Raw genomic sequence first — 18,621 nt, 5'->3', positions numbered from 1 at the left:
ATGATAAAAATAGAAAACTTATACTTCAAATACCCAGGTGAAAATCAATGGACACTTGAGGATGTATCCATTGAAGTAAGAGAAAAGGATTATCTTATAATCATTGGTCCAAATGGAGGTGGGAAGACAACCCTTTTAAAGCTGATTTTAGGAATATTAAAACCAAACAAAGGTTATATTCATTTTAACAGAAGTTTATTCAAGATAGGTTATGTTCCCCAACAGATAAGTACCAAGAAAAGCTTCCCTATTACGGTCAAAAAGACTATAACCTTAGGTGTTAAAAACTGCTCCAATTTATCGAATTTAGAACAGATAGTTTTAGAACTAAATATACAAGACATATTAGATAAAAAGATATCTGAACTTTCTGGTGGACAGCTACAAAGAGTGCTACTTGCTCGAGCACTGATATCAGAGCCTGATCTATTAATTCTTGACGAACCCACATCTAATGTTGACCCCTACGGAACATTCTGTTTTTTTTCTTATCTGGAACAACTCAATAAAAAGATGACTATCATCTTAGTAACCCACAACCTGGGATTAGTTACATCTGGTGCCAAATCAGTAGCATGTGTAAACAAAAAGCTCATTTATCTAAACTCTCCAAATATAAATAATGATATGATAAACCTTATGTATGGGATACATGATTCCCATCTCTGTAATCTTAACAGATACTTAAACGAAGAGATCTCCCATATCACCAATAGGGGTACTAATAATGTCTTTTGATTTTTTTGATTATATCTTTATAAAAAATGCTTTAATGGGAATAGTATTAATAAGTGCCCTCTGTGGAATTATAGGAAGTATCATAGTGGTAAACAGAATCGTTTCCTTAGCAGGCAGTATCTCCCATGCAGCCTACGGAGGAGTAGGTCTCTCCTTTTACTTTGGGCTACCTGTTCAACTGACCACTATGCTCTTTTCATCCATTGCTGGCTTGATTATCGGTTTGTTATCAGAGAGGGAAGAATCTCTTTCAGACTCTTTGATAAGCATCATTTGGGCTTTTGGTATGGCTTTAGGAATAATACTCACAGATTTAACACCAGGCTATAATGCAGATCTAATGACCTATCTATTTGGTAACATTCTTACCATTACTACTCAAGATCTCATTATAACCTCCATTATGAACACAGTATCTATAATATCCCTTATTCTATTCTATGACAAAATCGTATTAATATCCTTTGACAGAGATTATGCTCGGGTTATAGGTATAAATGTAAAGATGTTAAACCTTATCATTTTTGTATTCATATCGATCGCTATCATTGTTCTCATAAAGATGACAGGTATCATTTTGGTGATGGCAATGTTGACCATTCCTCAAAACATAGCCATAAAAAGATGTAGGAGTCTAATATCCATGATAATATATTCATTCATACTTTCCTTATGTTTCTCCCTTATCGGTTTTTTTATAGCTTACAAACTAAACCTATCCACAGGAGCAACTATCATAATGTTTTCCACGATAATCTACATGTTGGATGTGGCTATTAGCTATGTTAGAAGAAACAGTCCATGAACTTTTAAAACAATTTGGCATAAAATATAACAAAAATAGAGCAGAAATTCTTAAAATCATACTGGAAAATGTGTACACAACATCTACCATTGATATAATCTCGAAGTTAAAACATATTGATAAAACGACTATTTACAGAATTTTACATCTTTTTGAGGATAAAAAGCTGCTATTAAAAGATATAGACCCCAAAGGCATAACCCATTACTGTATAAATAAAAGCTACAAAAACCATCACATTCATTTCTCCTGTAAAATCTGTACAAAAACTTATTGTAAAGAGATTGACAATCAGTTGAAATTAAATATAGTAGAAGCTGGTTTTATAGATACTATGGAAATAAAAATTACAGGGGTATGTAAAAATTGCTTAACTCAACCAAAGGGCTTTTAATATTTGACCTTGATGGAACAGTTTTAGATACAATAAAAGATATTCACAACGCCCTGATGATCACCCTTGAGTACTTTGGTTTTCCAAGCTTTGATATCAATATCACAAAGTCTTATGTGGGAGATGGCATTAGAAAGCTTGTAGAACGTGCTTTTGGAGAAAAAAACTTTTTACCAGAACATGAATCCTTCTTCCGTAATATCTATAGAGAAAAAATCACAGAACACACCCAACCGTTTCCAAACATCATAGATATTTTAAAAGATCTCAAGCTTAGATACCATTTGGTTATATTATCTAATAAATCCTACGAAATGACTAATCATCTAATATATCATTTCAATCTCAACCTAATATTTGATAAATGGTTTGGTGGCGACTCATTCATAGAAAAAAAACCCTCCCCTACTCCTGTTAAAGAGATTTGTAGTATGTTTAATTTTAATGATGACAATATCTATATCATCGGGGACAACTACACGGATGTGGAATGCGGCTTTAATGCTGGGATTAATTCTATTTACTGCACCTATGGTTACGGCAAATTAAGCCATATTCCACCCAACTATACCATAAAAAAACCATCGGAACTAATTGACATATTGGGGTAAATATTATGATAAAAGCTATCAAAGCAAACTATATATACTACAATGGGCGGTTAGAAAAAGATAAATACCTCATTTTTTCTGACAAAGTCATCGCCATCTCAGAAACACCACAAAATGCGGAAAAAATCATCCACAAGGCAAACTCTTTAATTATTCCAGGTCTTATAAATACCCACACCCATTTACCAATGAGTTTTTTTCGTGGGCTTGCAGATGATATCCCCCTCATGGAATGGCTTCAAAAGCATATATGGCCAGCTGAAACAAAGCATTTGACCGAAGAATTCGTTTTTGATGCCACGATGTTAGCAGCAATAGAGATGATTCGGTCTGGCACAACCTGCGCTAATGATATGTATTTTTATTCCAATAGCATTGGGCAAGCTATTCAAAGATCTGGCTTAAAAGCTGTTTTGGGAGCAGGTATTTTGGATTTCCCAACAAAGTTTGGTAAAAACATAGACGACTACCTTTCAAACGCCATAAAGCTAAAAGAGATGTTTGAAGACGATCCTAAAATAAAAATAGCCCTTTCCCCCCATGCCCCTTATACTGTTTCCCCTGAAAATTATAAAAAATGTATATCTTATGCTGAAAGATATGATATGTTGATACATACCCATCTTGCAGAAACAGTTGGTGAAGTAGAGAATATTCTAAATAATTATGGTAAAACACCCGTCCAACTGATGAATGACATAGGTTTATTTGATACAAAGACTATCGTTGCCCATATGGTACACTTATATGATGTAGATATAGAAATAATAGGTAAAAAGAACGTAAACATCTCCCACTGTCTCGAAAGCAATCTAAAATTAGGGAGTGGCTTCGCAAACATTAAAAAGTATATCGATGCAGGAGCAAATGTTTCATTGGGCACAGATGGAGCTGCCAGCAACAATGATCTGGATTTGTTATCCGAAATGTCCACTGTAGCAAAATTTCATAAAGGCCTAAACCTCGATCCAACGGTACTTAAGGCAGAGGAAGTACTAAATTTGGCCACAAAAAATGCTGCAAAAGGGCTTTATTTACCAAATTGTGGCGAATTAAAAGAGGGTTATGATGCAGACTTTGCAATAATCACCTTTAACAACTGTTTTACAACCCCCCTTTACAACCCCATCTCCCACTTGATATATTCTGCTAAAACAGAAAATGTAACCGACTTATACGTTTGTGGTAAGGAGATCATGTCTGATAGCAAAATAGTTAGCTTTGATGAAGAGGAGGTTCTTGAAAAAGCTAGATGGTGGGGTAATAAAATCAGATGAGTCAATACCTACCTATAATCATAAACCAGGTTATACTATTTGCACTTTTAATGTTGATAGGTTTTATAGCCGCTAAAACAAAAGTAATTACAGAAGATGGTTTGGGACATCTGGCGAGGTTTATAGTAAAGATTATTCTACCATGTCTTATATTCTCAGTTGTAGCTGGTAGCGGTGTATCTAAAAACGATATGATAAAATCATTTAGATTTGCTCTTGCAGTAACTATTATGTTTATTTCATTACCTTTGATAGGTTTTGTTATCGCAAAAATAACTAACCTAAAGGATACAAGCTTCAATGTCTTCATACCACTTATCACTTTTGGTAATATGGGTTTCATTGGTATTCCATTGATAAACGAAGTTTACAAAGACCCCCTTACAGGGATATCCATAACTATCTATACATTAATCGATATGACGCTTTTGTGGACTTTTGGTGTGTATATGTGTAGTAGACATCAAGGATCCAACTCAATAAAGGACTCCATAAAAAATATGATAAACCCTACAACTATATCTCTGTTTCTAGCTTTAGTAGTGCTTTTGTTAAACATAAAAATACCAAAAGTTTTATCAGATACTGTCTATGGTATTGGTGGAACCAGCAAATATTTAACTATGATCTATCTTGGTGCCACTCTTAGTTTCATAAACCCTAAAGGGGTTTTTACTCATATTCACTCATATCTATTAGTTCTAACAAAAATGATAATCTTGCCTGTGTTACTCTTTGGTCTTTTTAAAAATATCTTACCAGAAGTGCAGAGAGGTATTCTGAGCATAGTTGCTGGTCTACCCACAATGACCACTGTAGTCATGTTGGCAAAAACATATAGATCAGATGATAAGTTAGCCACGGAAACAATTTTCTTTACTACCATAGCTTGTCTATTTACCATACCATTAGTAAGTATTATAAATAGTTACCTCTGGAGATGACGTGAAAATATCCTTCCTTGTGGATAACTATCTGGATAAAGCAGGCTTTTATGCAGAACATGGTTTTGCTTGCGTTTTAGAGGTTTTTGATAAAGTCATACTTTTTGATACAGGCCAAACAGATATTATTATAAAAAATGCTAATAAGCTAAATCTGGATTTTAAAGAAATAGATTTTATCGTGTTAAGCCACGGACATTACGATCATACCGGTGGTTTAAAGTATCTTAATATCGACAAAAAAATATGTTGTCATGAAAAGATATCTGTGGATCATTTGAAATTAGATAACGTTAGTTATGTTTATATAGGTATAGACAAAGATTTTTATAAGTCTAACCTGTCCAGATTTGTTTTCAACACCGAAAAAACTCAATTATCTAACAATATCTTTCTATCAGGAGATATTTTCAGATTTCAACTTTTTAACTCTGATACAAACCTTTTTACCTATTCACACAGTAGTTTTGTAAAAGATACTTTTCCTGATGAACAATACCTAATAATACAAGAACCTGATGGATATAATATCATTACTGGGTGTTCCCATGCAGGTATTATAAATATTATCAAAGATTTTCTATCAAAATTTGGCAATCAAAAAATAAAAAGTCTTATCGGTGGATTTCATCTCTTTAAAAGTAACCAAGAAGAGCTAATAATGGTAACAGATTTCATAAAAAGTATTGATATAAAATATATAATCACCGGTCATTGTACTGGTTTGGATGCTATCTTTCATTTCAAAAATGAGTTAAAGGATAGGGTTATCCCAATCAAAACTGGCAATACATTAATAATTTAACTTTTCTTGCAATTCATCAAATACTATGGTATAAATATAAAAAGGGGGTGTTATGGCGTTAGATCATAATATATTACTGGAAGTTGGTACCAACGAGTTTGAAGTTGTAGAATTCATTATAAGAGGTACCAAAGAAAACTACTATGGTATAAACGTAGCCAAAGTCAGAGAAATAATTAAATTTCCAGAAATTATAAGAGTACCAGATGCCCATCCCTCTATAATCGGGACAGCTAATGTGAGAAACAAAATAATACCTATCATTAATCTTGCCTATTGGCTAAACATAAAATACGACTACGACCCCTCCACAGCAAAAGTTATAATCACATATTTCAACCTCCAGTATAACGGTTTTGTCGTCGATGATATCACAAGAATACATAGAGTGACCTGGGCAGATATAAAAGATTATTCCTCCATTTCAGACTTCCATCTGGCAAACTCTGTTTTAGGAGTCGTGAATATCAATGGAAGACTGGTTCAATTGCTTGATTTCGAAAAGATTGTTTCTGAAATCAATCCTAATACTAAAATGACTAATGTGGAGATAGATTATTCCCTATCCGATAAACGATCTAAGAAGCTGGTCTACTTAGCTGAGGATTCAGATGTTATAAGAAAGCTACTTCTAAGAAACCTTGAAAGCGCTGGCTATAAGGTACAAACCTTCGAAAATGGGAAAAAACTTTTAGAAGCTGTACATCAAAGGATACCCAACATCATAGTTACAGATCTTGAGATGCCAGTTGCAGATGGCACCTTTTTGATAAAAAAGCTTAAGGAATCGGAAAAATTCAAAAACATACCGATTGTTGTTTTCTCATCCTTAGCAAGTGAGGAAAATGAAAAAAAGGTTTTAGGTATTGGAGCAAACGCATTCATAGGTAAGCCTGATATGAGTGTAATGATAAGCACCCTGGATAAATTGATCCTTTAGGAGGATAGATAATGAAAAAAATTTTATTACTGTTTGCTATAGTTTCTATTTCAGGTTGCGCCACTGATGATATTGCCCTGCTTAAAAAAAGTGTCAGCGAACTAAACAACCAAAATATCGAGTTAAAAAAAGAGATATCAGACCTAAAACAAAACCTTTCCGAACAGGATAAAAAGATCAAAACATTAAATGAGGATACCAAACTAAATTCAGAAGCACTTATAGTTTTAAGATCCGATCTAAAGATTTTAGAATCAAAGGTAAATGAAAAACTAAAAACTATAGAAAGTACACCCCAGCAAACTAAAACCACAAAAACAGAATCTATACAACAAAAGATCCAATCAGGGCAAATCGAGACTAATAAAGTCTATATTCAGGACGACATAACAGACAAAACCACCCTTTATAATTTAGCTTTGGAGCTTTATAGAAGCGGTAGATACGAAGAAAGTATAAATAAATTCAGATCGTTCTCGGTTAGATTCCCTAATGATTCTTTAGCAGATAACGCATTATTCTGGATGGGAGAAAGCTACCTTAATTTAGGTAATCTGGAAAAAGCAATAGAAGCTTATCAAGCAGTTATAGAAAACTATCCCCAGGAAAATAAGGTTCCAGACGCAATGTTAAAATTAGGTATAGCTCTTGAGCGTTCAGGGAAAAAAGAGCAGGCTATCGACATACTAAAGAAGCTAATTCTCAATTTCAAATTTGCAGATGCTGCTAACACTGCCAGAAGTAAACTCAAAGAGTGGGGTGTAAAAGATGAATAAAAAACTTATAATATTACCTCTTTTATTATTACCCTTTTTTTTATACGCTGACATAAAATACGAAATAAAAAAAGGTGATACTCTCTGGGGTATCTCTAAAAGGTTTTACAAAAACCCTTTTAAATGGCCTGTTATCTGGAAATACAACACATATATCTTAAATCCAGATCTCATCTACCCTAAAAAATTTGTTTTAATACCTACTTTATCTACATCGAAAAAAGACGAACCATTGGCTTTTGAGCTCAATTTAGAAGCTTTTGAAAAAATTGGAGATAAAAGTCTCTTTTTTGATGATACCGATGTGATAGCTTTAAAAGAAAATCAAGAATCATTAAAATCGTTAGGTCTTGAAGAGATCAAGCTCGAAACTCCCAAAAGAGATCAAAAATTAGAAGATATTAAAAGGGCTTTAAAGTTTTATAAAGATGCCCATTATGATCTTGTATTTGAATCACCAATAGATTCAGAGATCATCTCCATATCCAATGGTAAATTTAATGCTGCTAACGATGATATTGTATATTTTAGGTCCTCCCAACAACTTAAATTAGGCGAAAAGATCCTTTTCTTAGAACAGGTACAACAAGAAAAAAAATTCACCATTTACACAAACTCTGGTGAAGGTATAATCACCAAAAAAATTGGGAATAACTATCAGGCAAAAGTTACAAAAGTTTATGATGCCATCAGACAGGGTTTACATGTGGTAAAGTACATTCAAAATGACTTCCCAATACCCAATAGGGTATTAAAAACAGATATTAATCTGGAAGGGGTGGTGCTTGGTTCCACCAATAATATGACTGTCTCAGGAGAGGGTTACAAACTGATTGTAGACATCGGTAAGAATAACGGCATAAAACCAGGAGATATTTTTGAGATCTTCAGATATGTAGAAGAAAATGGCTTTTCAAATAGAGTTACTTTAGGAGAAGGTATCGTAGTTTTTGTTCAGGATAGATATGCAAACATATATATAATGAAAAACTCCCAGGAGATTATAAAAGGCGATAAAGTAAAGCTGACGATGGTGGCAGCTCAATAAAATTAATTAGCAAGAATTACAAGATAGTATTTATTCATCATCCAGTACTTTTGTATTATTTTGGTATTTTTGGGTTTTATTTCCCATTTGTTCCAGGTTTTTTCTGGCAACGCTATTACTAATTTCTCTCCCATATCAATTTTCTTAAAAACAAGCTCTTTATCCCTTGTTTCAAACACAGATCTACCAGCATAATAAGAATATGTACCAGAATAAGTATCAAAAGAGATAGCCACATAACCTAAAGATGAATATTTACTGAGTTCTTCAGCTAATTGCCTTGGTGAAAAAAATATCCCCGATTTTGAAATAAAAAAAAGATTTAATACATTTGTAAATATCAAAATAGATATGGCATAAATCGAAATACTTTTTTTTAGGTCATATCCTTTCATAAAATATGTTATAAAAAACATTAAAAACAAAACAAATGGAATAATTAAAAAATACTCATGTTTAAACAAAAAGCCAAATTGATCCAACTTGAAATATACATAAATCAAAGTAATACAAATCAATAAAAATATCACACTAGATGAAGTCCAAATAAGATTAGCTTTATTACCTTTTAGCAAAATATAGTAGATAAAAACAGAGAAAGACGGAAACAGTGGTAAAAGATAATTAGCAAATTTGCTACTGATGATCGACAATACCAAGAAAACTACAAAAAAAACAACTGTTAAAAACAATTTTCCATCTTCTAATCTTGAAAAGAAATCCCCAAAGATATGATTAAGTTTTTTTAAATGTATTATGAAGCCTAGAGTAAAAGGAAGCCAAATTAAAGGCAAAACATAAGTATAAAAATAAAATGGCTTTTTGCTATGAAACGCATCTATGGCTCTTCTTATAGTCTGCTGATAGAATATTGAATCATAAACATAAGTAAAACCATATATTTTTATCAAAGATATGATCCATACCAAAGTCGGCAGTAAAGACAAGAATATACCTAAAATAAAATGAAGATTTGTGATAACCTTATATCTTCTTTTTAGAATCACAAAAATAACAAAAGAAAACAAAGGAAAAATAATTCCCAAAAGTCCCTTAACCATAACAGCAATACCTGCAGAAAGAAAAGCTGTATAAAGATAGCGTTTATTGTAAGATAAATAAAATTTATAAAAAAAACTTAAGGAAATTATTATAAAAAAAGAAAACAATAAATCCATTTTAACAAAGTTAACCAAAGCAACAAAATATAAATTACAACAAATTAAAAGATTGGAATAAAAGGCTTCATCTGCATTTTCCAACAAAAGCCTTAAAAAAAAGTAACTAGCAATAATAAACATAACAGCAGACATTGAAGTTGCAAGAAAAAATAGTCGAGTTGACGAAAAACCTGTAATTAATTGGACCAGATAAATAAATATAAAAAAAATTGGTGGCTTATCTGGGTATGGTTGCCCATTTAATGTTAATGCTATAAAGTTACCATCCTTTAAATGTGTATATACATCTGCATATCTAACCTCATCGCCAAAAAAAAGATCCCTTGGTAAAAAGACAAAGGTGGAAATAGATATAATATATCCAATCAAAACAATTATATGATAATACTCTTTTCTTCTTCTAAAACTAAATTCCATCAATCAACCCTTTTTTCTTAAATATTTTAAATATAAAACAAGTTACCAAATAAGCTACTAAAATACCACCCAAAACATCACTAGGGTAATGGTTTAGTGTAACGATCCGACTAAAAGCAATAAAAAAAGCAAAAAAAATGAAAATCCATGAATATCTTTTAAACACCATCGATAAAGAGAATGCAGCAGCAAATACTGTAGTTGTATGCCCAGAAGGCATAGAAGTGTATCTACCTTTTATTTGAAAAAACTGAAACCCATAATTACCATACTCAAAGTATTCAATAGGTCTATACCTACCTAAAATAAGTTTAATTAGATCAGTGCTTAATCCAGCAACAGCAACCGATAAAAATACGATAAGAGCTACTTTGGCATAATAACTATTTTTTTTTCGGAAATAGAGATAAAAAACAAATGCAGGAATCAGTTGATATTCAGCTTTTCCAATATCAGTAATTTTTTTAAACCATTCATACATCATTGTGCCTTTAAAACCATAAAAAAACTCTACTACAGGAATATCAAAATAATAATAAGATAAGATTATCATAAAAAATATAACAATACTCATATAAAAAATCAACCTTTGCATATATATAGATGATAATCCCTTTGTTTGAAAATTAAATTACATTGAACAGAGAATTTATCCCTAAACTCATCATAATTACCCCTTGTAAACAAAAAAAAGCTATTATTTTTTTTAATAAAATCAAATATTTCTAACTCACTTTGTAAATATACCTTTTTATAATCTAAATCCCTTTGAAACTGAGTCTCTCTTGGATTACCCATAGCCATAACAGCTATCTTATTTCTATAAAAGGAAAATGAAGTCAAATCCCTTTTATAACATAAGACTTCGAGTTTATTGTACGGATCAATCATTTTCGTAGCCCTTACCATATTCTCAAATCCCATAAGTTTTTCCTGAAAAAAACCAGCAAGATAATAAGCTGCACTAAAAAGCGTAATTACAAGTAATCCATATAAAAAAATAAAATTATGAGAGGAGAAGCTTCTGATCATATAAAAAATAATCAATACTACACCAATAAATAGTGTTATCAACATAGTATCTATAGGTACTTTAAAGTATAAACATGATCCTAAAAACACAATTGATAACACTACAGATAAAAACAATAAAAATTTTTCAAACCACTTTTCTGAAATATCTTTATAAAGCAGATAAACAAATATACATAATAAGGGCACCATTGGTGTTAAATAAGAATGCAATTTACTTTTTGCTAATGAAAAAATTACAAAAGGTACTATAATAAATACTATAAGAACTTGGAATCGTTTTATTTCAACTAATATCTTTTTAAAAGTAAACAACAATAAAACAATAAATGGAAAAACAGCCCAAAATACTGTAATAAAAAAGAAATAAAACGGTTGATTCCTATTAAATCTATTTGTAACCACCCTATCTACTGTCTGAACTTTTAAAAAGTACTCAGAAAGTTCTGTATTTTTCCAGATAACTATCAAAAACCAAGGCGTTACTACCATCAAAAAAACGGCTATAGAAATAACAACAGATTTGACATCGAATACCTTTCTAAAATCTCTGTTAAATATCTTCAAAACAAAATAAGGCAATAAAGTAAATATAAAAACTACTGGCCCCTTTGTTAAAAAGCCCAAACCGAGAGAAAATCCAATAAATATGGCATTTTTTATATTTTTATCTTCATATATCTGTTTAAAATAGTAGTATAAAGTTATAACAACAAATAACGATAGATAGATATCAGTAGCAACAATCCTGGACACGCTTAAAAAAAGGATTGATGAACCTAAGATATAACCAGGTACAAACTTTTCATTATCATCGTGAACAAAAAATTTAGATAATTTAAAAGTAAAAAACAAAACGAATAAAGAAGCCAATATGCCAAAAAATCTTGCACCAAAATTATTTATACCAAACAATTTCATCCCAAGAGCAATCATCCAATAGGCAAAAGGTGGCTTATGAAAATGTTTTATACCGTTAAAATGGGGTTCTATAAAATCACCCCTTTCCAACATCTCCCTTGCTATCTCTGCATACCTAACCTCAGTGGATTCAAACAATGGAGTAAATGCAGAAGTATAAAGTGAAATGATTAAATAAAAGATCAAGAAAAATATATAATTAAATCTAACTTGCTGCAATTTTTTTCCTTTTTTCTTTACTAATAAAATATAAGTTTCTTATATAAATAATAAAGCCTGTAGTTTGTCCCACAGTAAAAACTATATCCTTTCTCAAAATTGCATATATCAATAGACATATACTACCACCTATACTAAAATACCAAAACGACACAGGGATAATACTTTTTTTCTGTTTTTCAGAATAGATCCACTGCACAAAAAATCTCATAAAAAACAGTCCCTGTCCAAGAAATCCTATTGCTAATAACCACCATTCAGTTTTCAAAATTTTTCTCCTTAATAATAGGTTTTATGTGTCTTGATATGAGCCATCTAACGCCAATAAGATCATACAGACCATTTATTGCTCTTTTTGTGTTGTTATACTTTGAGATCCCTGAGTATCTATTGCGATGATTAACCTCAACTTCTATAACCTTAGCCCCCTCAAGTCTCATTAAGGTGGGTATAAACCTATGAAACCCTTTAAATCCTCTAATTCTTTTCAACATATCAGCCCTCATAACCTTAAGGGCACATCCGGTGTCATGTATCGTCTCATTAGTAAACCAGTTCCTCACGGCATTACCTATCTTACTACCTATTCTTTTTGAAAAAGTATCCTGCCTTTTTTTACGCCAACCGTTAACCATATCATATTCTTTGTAATACTCAAGCATCATTGGGATATCTTTTGGATCATTCTGCAAATCAGCATCCAATGTTATTATTGTATCCCCAGTAGCATGTTGAAATCCAACATACAATGCTGCAGACTGGCCAGAATTCTTTTCAAATGATATATATCTAACCCTTTCATCAACCCTACAAATACCTTTTATTATCTCCAAACTATTATCTTTACTACAATCATCAACAAACAAAATCTCATATTCGTAGTTCAAGGTCAAAACAACCTCTTTAATCTCACTATAAAGATTCTGAATATTTCCCTCTTCATTATAAACAGGTAAAACAAAAGATATCTTCTTAATCTCTGGCATATCTATCCCTTGTATAAGGTATTTTTACAACTATTTTTGTTCCCCTGTCAACCTCTGACTCTATATGCAATTCACCGTTATGATTTTCCACAATCTCTTTTACAATCGATAAACCCAGTCCAGTACCGTTGGTCTTAGTAGAATAAAACTCTTTAAAAATTAAATCCAATTTATCCTTAGGGATCCCTACTCCATTGTCCTGAATTGTAAACTCTATAAATTTATCATCCCGATCGATCTTTAATAGTATATCCCCCTTCCTCTCGCTAGGAACGCTTTCTACAGCATTTTTCAAAAGATTTATAAGCATCTGTTCAATATTAGTTTTGTTGCCATATATAAAAACATGCTCATTTGTATTATCCTCTAACCTAAACCTGATATCTTCTCTGTGAAAAAGTATTCTCTTTGAGTATATTTCGATACTTTTGATCAGGTTCTTCAGATCTATATTTTCTTGAAAAGATGTCTCGTATCTTGAAAAATTTAGAGTTTGATCTATGATATCTTTTATTCTCTGGGCATCATTTATTATTGCCTCAAGAAAACTTTTAAGTCTCTGGTCATGAACATTTTTCTTACAATGATCCAATAGAATATCTGTTGAAATCATTATAGAATTTAATGGATTTTTAATTTCATGACTTATTGAGGCTGTTAGAGTACCTATTGTCATAAGTCTATCTGTATGGATCATATTCTTATGCATACTATCGATCGTTTTATTAGCATTATTCAATGCATCTACCATATTGTTAAAATTATTTGATAAAAGCTCAAGTTCATCTCCAGATTTTATCTCCACTTTCACATCATAATTCCCATTCATTAGTTCCTCCATCCCTTTCTCTATTTTCTTGATGGGTTTTATAATCAACATATTGATAAGCAAAGAAAGAAGCATTGCTATAAGAATACTGGATATAAAAAGTACCATGAAGGTTCTTTTAGCCTGTTTTAATATTGTTTCGTATATACCTCCTAATTTAATATTAACATTTAAAGTTCCTATTTTATCTTCTTCGATATGACACCTTTTACAACTTCCTGTGTTGACATAAGGTGAATAGTAAGCTAAAAAATGGTAAGTCTTTGTTTTTATAACCTTAATTGTAGGTCTATACTCAACATTCTTTAAGACTTCGTCTATATATTCGGAATCAAAAAGTTTACTAAAGCTTCTTGGATTAATACATGCAATCTCCTTGGTATTGTCAAATATATGAATCCCCTGAATATGTTCACTTTTGTTGAGTTCTTCAATAAGCTCACTTATCTCTTTTTTATGGCCTTTCTGCATATAATATGCAAGGGAAGAATCTATGATTTTTGAGATACCATGGGCATAATTAATAGCTATCTCCATAGCTTTTTTTTCAGCAGTAATTGCTAGATATGCAGAGACAATCACTGTAATAGACAACAACATCAAAAATATCAAGAGTGTTATTTTTATTTGAAGGTTCTTTTTAGGTATACTTCTTTTCATCATTAATCATTCTTAGATCTAAATTATCAAGGATAGAAAATACCTTTTGATTATCAGCTTTATTGATCACAACCAAATACCTCACGATTTCAAAACCCACTTTATCAGCCAACACATTTACTGCTCCATATATAGAACCCTTAGCATAAAAATCATCAACAAACACTACTTTTTCACCTGCTTTTAAAGCATCTTTTGAAAGAAATAGCTTTATATCATTTTTTTTTGTAAAAGAAAACGAACATACCTCTATAAAATCAAACATAGTAATAGGTCGGTTTTTCTTTATGAAAACAAACGGTTTATTAACCCTAAGGGATAAAGCAGTAGCTAAAGGTATTCCACTTGATTCTACAGTAAGTATTTTATCAAAACTAACTCCTTTTAAAACATCTATAAAATCATCGGTGATAGAATTTAACACCTCTGGTAACACAAGGTGATTTAAAAAGGCTCCAACATCAACCACATCACCCCTAATACTACCAAATCTAACAATCATATCATACAACAACCTTTTACTTTTCATCATATCCTATCTTCTCTGTCATAAGGATTACCTAATGCTTCCGGTTGTATCTGACTGGTCTTTTCTTTTCTTAAAGATGCCAAAATCAACACTAATATGGTAAAAATATATGGTAAAGATTGAAGAATCTGCACAGGTATATTTGTGCCTATTGCCTGCAATCTGAGTTGATTAGCGGCAATACCCCCAAAGAGATATGCACCTATTATAGCTTTTCTAACATCCCATGATGAAAAAATAACAAGGGCCACTGCAATCCAACCTCTACCTGCACTCATATTTTCTATCCATAAAGGGGTATATACCAAAGATAGATAAGCCCCACCCAATCCGGCAAGACCTGAGCCTACAATTACAGCAGTCAATCTATAGAGGTTTACATTAATACCAGCGTTATCAGCCGCATAAGGATTCTCTCCGACTGTTCTAAGATTAAGCCCAAGTATAGTTTTGTGTAGTAACAGATGAACTACTATTACCAATAAAATGCTTACATATACCATAAGATCCTGATTCATCAACACATTAATAACAGCTATATCCTTTATAAAGGGTACCTCTAACCTACTTAACCCCTTAATACTTTCCCCCACCATCGGTTTACCTAACATTGCAGTTACCCCGGTACCAAACATGGTAAGAGCAAGCCCACTTACAATCTGGTTACCTTTAAAATAGGTAACAATAACCCCATGAACCCCTCCAGCTAAAGCAGCAAATACAAAAGCAGCAAGAAAACCATAAAAAAGATTTCCTGATGAAAAAGTAAAATAAAATCCAGAAAGTGCTCCAATAAGCATTAAACCTTCAATTCCAAGATTTATTACACCACTTTTTTCTATAATGATAGCACCAATTGTAGCATAAAGTATAGGTGTACCAGATCTTATCGTTGTGTCCAATATTATATCAAACATCTTTTCTCCATTTAAGCACTATTTTATGATGTATAAAAAAATCAGACACTAAAAGAGAAAACAAGATCATACCTTGAAAAGCATTAACAAGGGAAACAGGCAATTGATAACTTAATTGAAGAGTATCTCCAGCTAAAAAAATTACTGCCATAAATATAGAAGAAAATAGAATCCCCAAGCTATTCTGATTGGAGAGCCACGCAATGATAATAGCAGTATAACCGTATCCAGGTGATATTGTATGCTGCAACCTATGGATAACTCCAGAAACTTCACAAAAACCAGCCAATGCACTTATTCCACCACTTAAAAACATGATCAACAGAATATTTTTATTTATATCTATACCAGCGTATCTTGCTGCATTTGGATTACTTCCAATGACTCTTATCTCATAACCCCATACAGATTTTTCCATCAAAATATAGTAAAAGAATAAAAGTATCAGAGCTATGAAGATCCCTGTATGAAGTCTTGTATCACTTATCACAGCAAGCTTTGCAATTTCTTGAAACTTTTTTGTATAAGGAAAATTAAAGCCTTGAGGATCCTTAAGAGGTCCATAAACAAGAAAGTTGATAAAAAGAATTGCTATATAGTTCAACAGAAGTGTTACTATAATTTCATTTATATTTAGCTTCATCTTAAGAAACCCAGCTATACCACTCCATAAACCACCAAGTATGAAAGAAGCAACAAACATGGTACTTATCATTAAAAAATGAGATTTAATAGGGAAAAATAGTGCAACTAATGTAGCACCCAAAGCACCCATATATAGTTGACCTTCTGAACCTATATTCCACAATTTCATTTTAAAAGCCACCGAAACACCAATACTGCAAATCAATAAAGGTATTGTTTTAACCAACAGTTCTGTAAAGGAATACATAGAACCAAAAGCATCAAGATATATATTCTGTAAAAGATCAACAATATCCACATCAACTATCTTAAGAAAAAACGAACTTATCACTATCCCAAGTAAAAATGACAAAACCTTAGAAAAACTTTTCATTAAAGGATGTATCGAAACCCTCTTTTCAATCTTAATCATTTTTAGGAATTCCTCCCATCATCTTACCAATTATCTTTTTATCAGCAGTTCTTGGATCTAAATAACCCATATTTTTACCCCTAAAAATTACACAGATTCTATCGCAAATCTTAATCAATTCATCAATATCTTCTGAGATATAAATGGTACTCATACCCTTTTTCTGGTGTTCCAATACTGTCTGATGCACAAATTCTTGGGATCCCACATCAAGCCCTCTCGTAGGATAAAGGGCAACGAGTACAGTGGGATTTTCACTTAACTCCCTTGCTATTATTACCTTTTGAATGTTGCCTCCAGATAATAACCTCACTGGAGCATTCTTAAGCCCAAACTGTATATTAAATCTATCGATTAAATCCTGGGAAAACCTTTGTATCATTTTTTTATTCAATAAAAACCCTGAAAACTCCTTTTTTCTAAAATTCTTCAAAATCAGATTTTCCTCTATTGTTAGATCTGGAGCAATTCCCATAGCCTTTCTATCCTCTGGTATGTGAGCAATGCCATGTATATATTTCTGTTTTGAAGTACCATAAGTTATATCCATACCGTTTAAAAGGATCTTACCCTCATAGGGATCCTTTAGACCTGTTAACACTTCTGCAAGAGCTTTTTGACCATTTCCAGAAATACCTGCCACACCAAGAATCTCCCGTTTTCGTAATTCTAAATTGAATCCCAGCAGATCTGATAACCCTTTATCATTTTTTGCATAGATATTGGACATAATTAGTAATATTTCATCTTCAGGCCTAATATCCTTTTGATAAACATCTTTTAACAAAGCTCCAACCATCATTTGGGAGATCTTATTTTCATCAAACTCTTCCCTTTTAAGCTCACCAACCAATTCCCCTTTTTTTAAAATGACGATTCTATCTGATAGTTCCATAACTTCCCTGATTTTGTGGGAAATAAAAATTATAGACTTACCCTCTTTTTTTAAATTAATCAAAAAATCGAAGAGAAAATCTGTTTCCTGTGGAGTAAGCATTGTGGTTGGTTCATCAAGAATCAATATTTGACATTCATTTACAAGAAGTTTTATAATTTCGATCCATTGTTGTTCCCCTATAGACAATTTCCATAGAGGTATATCCAAATCTATATCTAATCGAAATCTATCAAATATTTCTCGAAACCTTTTCCTATAGTCTGATTTATTAATAAAAAAAGATTTATTTTTCAATGAAACAAGTAGATTTTCGAAAACCGTATTGTTTTTTACCAGCATAAAATGCTGGTGAACCATACCTATTCCAAGCTTGATTGCATCACGGGGGCTTTTGAGAAACACCCTTTTACCCTCAAAAAAAATATCCCCCTCATCATGGTTATAAAAACCGGTAATAATATTCATCAATGTGCTTTTACCAGCACCATTTTCACCTAAAATCGTTAATATTTCACCTTTTTTTAAATCAAAGGATATACACTTATTGGCTTGAAAATCCCCAAAACTCTTTGATATATTCTTAAGTGATAGTATAGTATCCCTCATATGAACAAACAAGGCGGCTTGTGCCGCCTAT

20 protein-coding genes are annotated in these 18,621 nt (G+C 31.9%); 10 read left to right on the top strand and 10 right to left on the bottom strand.

Annotated features, from left to right (window positions below):
* From N3C60_09920 to N3C60_09875, 10 genes are read left to right on the top strand one after another with little or no spacing between them, the layout of a single operon-like run.
* Positions 1-738 (top strand): metal ABC transporter ATP-binding protein, encoded by a 738-nt coding sequence (locus N3C60_09920; protein ID MCX8085225.1) that lies wholly within the window; start codon positions 1-3, stop codon positions 736-738.
* Positions 728-1,543, top strand: coding sequence for a metal ABC transporter permease (locus tag N3C60_09915; GenBank protein ID MCX8085224.1), 816 nt, complete (start codon positions 728-730; stop codon positions 1,541-1,543). Before N3C60_09920 ends, N3C60_09915 begins: the two co-directional genes overlap by 11 nt.
* On the top strand, positions 1,521-1,937 hold the full coding sequence (locus N3C60_09910) for a transcriptional repressor (protein MCX8085223.1): 417 nt from the start codon (positions 1,521-1,523) through the stop codon (positions 1,935-1,937). The genes N3C60_09915 and N3C60_09910 overlap by 23 nt, the downstream gene beginning before the upstream one ends.
* On the top strand, positions 1,910-2,548 hold the full coding sequence (locus tag N3C60_09905) for an HAD-IA family hydrolase (GenBank protein ID MCX8085222.1): 639 nt from the start codon (positions 1,910-1,912) through the stop codon (positions 2,546-2,548). Before N3C60_09910 ends, N3C60_09905 begins: the two co-directional genes overlap by 28 nt.
* A gap of 5 nt (positions 2,549-2,553) precedes the next feature.
* On the top strand, positions 2,554-3,825 hold the full coding sequence (locus N3C60_09900) for an amidohydrolase family protein (protein ID MCX8085221.1): 1,272 nt from the start codon (positions 2,554-2,556) through the stop codon (positions 3,823-3,825).
* The gene (locus N3C60_09895; GenBank protein MCX8085220.1) at positions 3,822-4,769 is read left to right on the top strand and encodes an AEC family transporter; all 948 of its coding nucleotides are present in this window, start codon (positions 3,822-3,824) and stop codon (positions 4,767-4,769) included. Before N3C60_09900 ends, N3C60_09895 begins: the two co-directional genes overlap by 4 nt.
* A 1-nt stretch (position 4,770) precedes the next feature.
* Positions 4,771-5,574: an MBL fold metallo-hydrolase gene (locus tag N3C60_09890; GenBank protein ID MCX8085219.1), complete on the top strand. Its 804-nt coding sequence runs from the start codon at positions 4,771-4,773 to the stop codon at positions 5,572-5,574.
* Between the two features lie 52 nt (positions 5,575-5,626).
* Positions 5,627-6,514 (top strand): chemotaxis protein, encoded by an 888-nt coding sequence (locus N3C60_09885; GenBank protein ID MCX8085218.1) that lies wholly within the window; start codon positions 5,627-5,629, stop codon positions 6,512-6,514.
* Between the two features lie 11 nt (positions 6,515-6,525).
* Complete coding sequence (ybgF, locus tag N3C60_09880; GenBank protein ID MCX8085217.1) at positions 6,526-7,290, top strand: tol-pal system protein YbgF; 765 nt, start codon at positions 6,526-6,528, stop codon at positions 7,288-7,290.
* Positions 7,283-8,338, top strand: a complete 1,056-nt coding sequence (locus tag N3C60_09875; GenBank protein MCX8085216.1) for a LysM peptidoglycan-binding domain-containing protein — start codon at positions 7,283-7,285, stop codon at positions 8,336-8,338. The genes ybgF and N3C60_09875 overlap by 8 nt, the downstream gene beginning before the upstream one ends.
* 2 nt (positions 8,339-8,340) lie before the next feature.
* Here N3C60_09875 and N3C60_09870 read toward each other — a convergent pair whose 3' ends face one another.
* Genes N3C60_09870 through N3C60_09825 form a run of 10 tightly spaced genes read right to left on the bottom strand, consistent with a single transcriptional unit; the run spans position 8,341 to position 18,590 of the window.
* On the bottom strand, positions 8,341-9,936 hold the full coding sequence (locus tag N3C60_09870) for a glycosyltransferase family 39 protein (GenBank protein MCX8085215.1): 1,596 nt from the start codon (positions 9,934-9,936) through the stop codon (positions 8,341-8,343).
* Positions 9,926-10,510: a phosphatase PAP2 family protein gene (locus N3C60_09865; protein MCX8085214.1), complete on the bottom strand. Its 585-nt coding sequence runs from the start codon at positions 10,508-10,510 to the stop codon at positions 9,926-9,928. The genes N3C60_09870 and N3C60_09865 overlap by 11 nt, the downstream gene beginning before the upstream one ends.
* A gap of 8 nt (positions 10,511-10,518) precedes the next feature.
* Positions 10,519-12,075: a glycosyltransferase family 39 protein gene (locus N3C60_09860; GenBank protein ID MCX8085213.1), complete on the bottom strand. Its 1,557-nt coding sequence runs from the start codon at positions 12,073-12,075 to the stop codon at positions 10,519-10,521.
* Between the two features lie 19 nt (positions 12,076-12,094).
* A complete protein-coding gene (locus N3C60_09855; protein MCX8085212.1) occupies positions 12,095-12,376 on the bottom strand; it encodes a lipid-A-disaccharide synthase N-terminal domain-containing protein in 282 nt (93 codons plus the stop codon).
* Positions 12,366-13,094 carry a glycosyltransferase family 2 protein gene (locus tag N3C60_09850; GenBank protein MCX8085211.1) on the bottom strand — a complete coding sequence of 243 codons (729 nt, stop codon included), beginning with the start codon at positions 13,092-13,094 and terminating at the stop codon, positions 12,366-12,368. Before N3C60_09850 ends, N3C60_09855 begins: the two co-directional genes overlap by 11 nt.
* The gene (locus N3C60_09845; GenBank protein ID MCX8085210.1) at positions 13,081-14,583 is read right to left on the bottom strand and encodes a HAMP domain-containing histidine kinase; all 1,503 of its coding nucleotides are present in this window, start codon (positions 14,581-14,583) and stop codon (positions 13,081-13,083) included. The genes N3C60_09850 and N3C60_09845 overlap by 14 nt, the downstream gene beginning before the upstream one ends.
* Complete coding sequence (locus N3C60_09840) at positions 14,564-15,115, bottom strand: phosphoribosyltransferase family protein (GenBank protein ID MCX8085209.1); 552 nt, start codon at positions 15,113-15,115, stop codon at positions 14,564-14,566. The genes N3C60_09845 and N3C60_09840 overlap by 20 nt, the downstream gene beginning before the upstream one ends.
* Positions 15,112-16,029, bottom strand: a complete 918-nt coding sequence (locus N3C60_09835; GenBank protein MCX8085208.1) for an ABC transporter permease — start codon at positions 16,027-16,029, stop codon at positions 15,112-15,114. Before N3C60_09835 ends, N3C60_09840 begins: the two co-directional genes overlap by 4 nt.
* Positions 16,022-17,086 (bottom strand): ABC transporter permease, encoded by a 1,065-nt coding sequence (locus N3C60_09830; GenBank protein ID MCX8085207.1) that lies wholly within the window; start codon positions 17,084-17,086, stop codon positions 16,022-16,024. Before N3C60_09830 ends, N3C60_09835 begins: the two co-directional genes overlap by 8 nt.
* Complete coding sequence (locus N3C60_09825) at positions 17,079-18,590, bottom strand: ABC transporter ATP-binding protein (GenBank protein MCX8085206.1); 1,512 nt, start codon at positions 18,588-18,590, stop codon at positions 17,079-17,081. Before N3C60_09825 ends, N3C60_09830 begins: the two co-directional genes overlap by 8 nt.
* Between the last annotated feature and the right edge of the window lie 31 nt (positions 18,591-18,621).

It is taken from the genome of Calditerrivibrio sp., from assembly GCA_026415135.1.
Classification (GTDB): Bacteria; Chrysiogenota; Deferribacteres; order Deferribacterales; family Calditerrivibrionaceae; genus Calditerrivibrio.
The sequence above is the reverse complement of the archived record's forward strand: the minus strand, read 5'-3'. Positions and strand labels throughout refer to the sequence as shown.

Coding starts and splice junctions, on each gene's coding strand:
- N3C60_09885 (MCX8085218.1), top strand. CDS start 5,627: ATGGCGTTAGATCATAATATATTACTGGAAGTTGGTACCAACGAGTTT.
- N3C60_09865 (MCX8085214.1), bottom strand. CDS start 10,510: ATGAGTATTGTTATATTTTTTATGATAATCTTATCTTATTATTATTTT.
- N3C60_09830 (MCX8085207.1), bottom strand. CDS start 17,086: ATGATTAAGATTGAAAAGAGGGTTTCGATACATCCTTTAATGAAAAGT.
- N3C60_09845 (MCX8085210.1), bottom strand. CDS start 14,583: ATGAAAAGAAGTATACCTAAAAAGAACCTTCAAATAAAAATAACACTC.
- ybgF (MCX8085217.1), top strand. CDS start 6,526: ATGAAAAAAATTTTATTACTGTTTGCTATAGTTTCTATTTCAGGTTGC.
- N3C60_09835 (MCX8085208.1), bottom strand. CDS start 16,029: ATGTTTGATATAATATTGGACACAACGATAAGATCTGGTACACCTATA.
- N3C60_09840 (MCX8085209.1), bottom strand. CDS start 15,115: ATGATGAAAAGTAAAAGGTTGTTGTATGATATGATTGTTAGATTTGGT.
- N3C60_09850 (MCX8085211.1), bottom strand. CDS start 13,094: ATGCCAGAGATTAAGAAGATATCTTTTGTTTTACCTGTTTATAATGAA.
- N3C60_09895 (MCX8085220.1), top strand. CDS start 3,822: ATGAGTCAATACCTACCTATAATCATAAACCAGGTTATACTATTTGCA.
- N3C60_09875 (MCX8085216.1), top strand. CDS start 7,283: ATGAATAAAAAACTTATAATATTACCTCTTTTATTATTACCCTTTTTT.
- N3C60_09915 (MCX8085224.1), top strand. CDS start 728: ATGTCTTTTGATTTTTTTGATTATATCTTTATAAAAAATGCTTTAATG.
- N3C60_09870 (MCX8085215.1), bottom strand. CDS start 9,936: ATGGAATTTAGTTTTAGAAGAAGAAAAGAGTATTATCATATAATTGTT.
- N3C60_09825 (MCX8085206.1), bottom strand. CDS start 18,590: ATGAGGGATACTATACTATCACTTAAGAATATATCAAAGAGTTTTGGG.
- N3C60_09920 (MCX8085225.1), top strand. CDS start 1: ATGATAAAAATAGAAAACTTATACTTCAAATACCCAGGTGAAAATCAA.
- N3C60_09900 (MCX8085221.1), top strand. CDS start 2,554: ATGATAAAAGCTATCAAAGCAAACTATATATACTACAATGGGCGGTTA.
- N3C60_09910 (MCX8085223.1), top strand. CDS start 1,521: ATGTTAGAAGAAACAGTCCATGAACTTTTAAAACAATTTGGCATAAAA.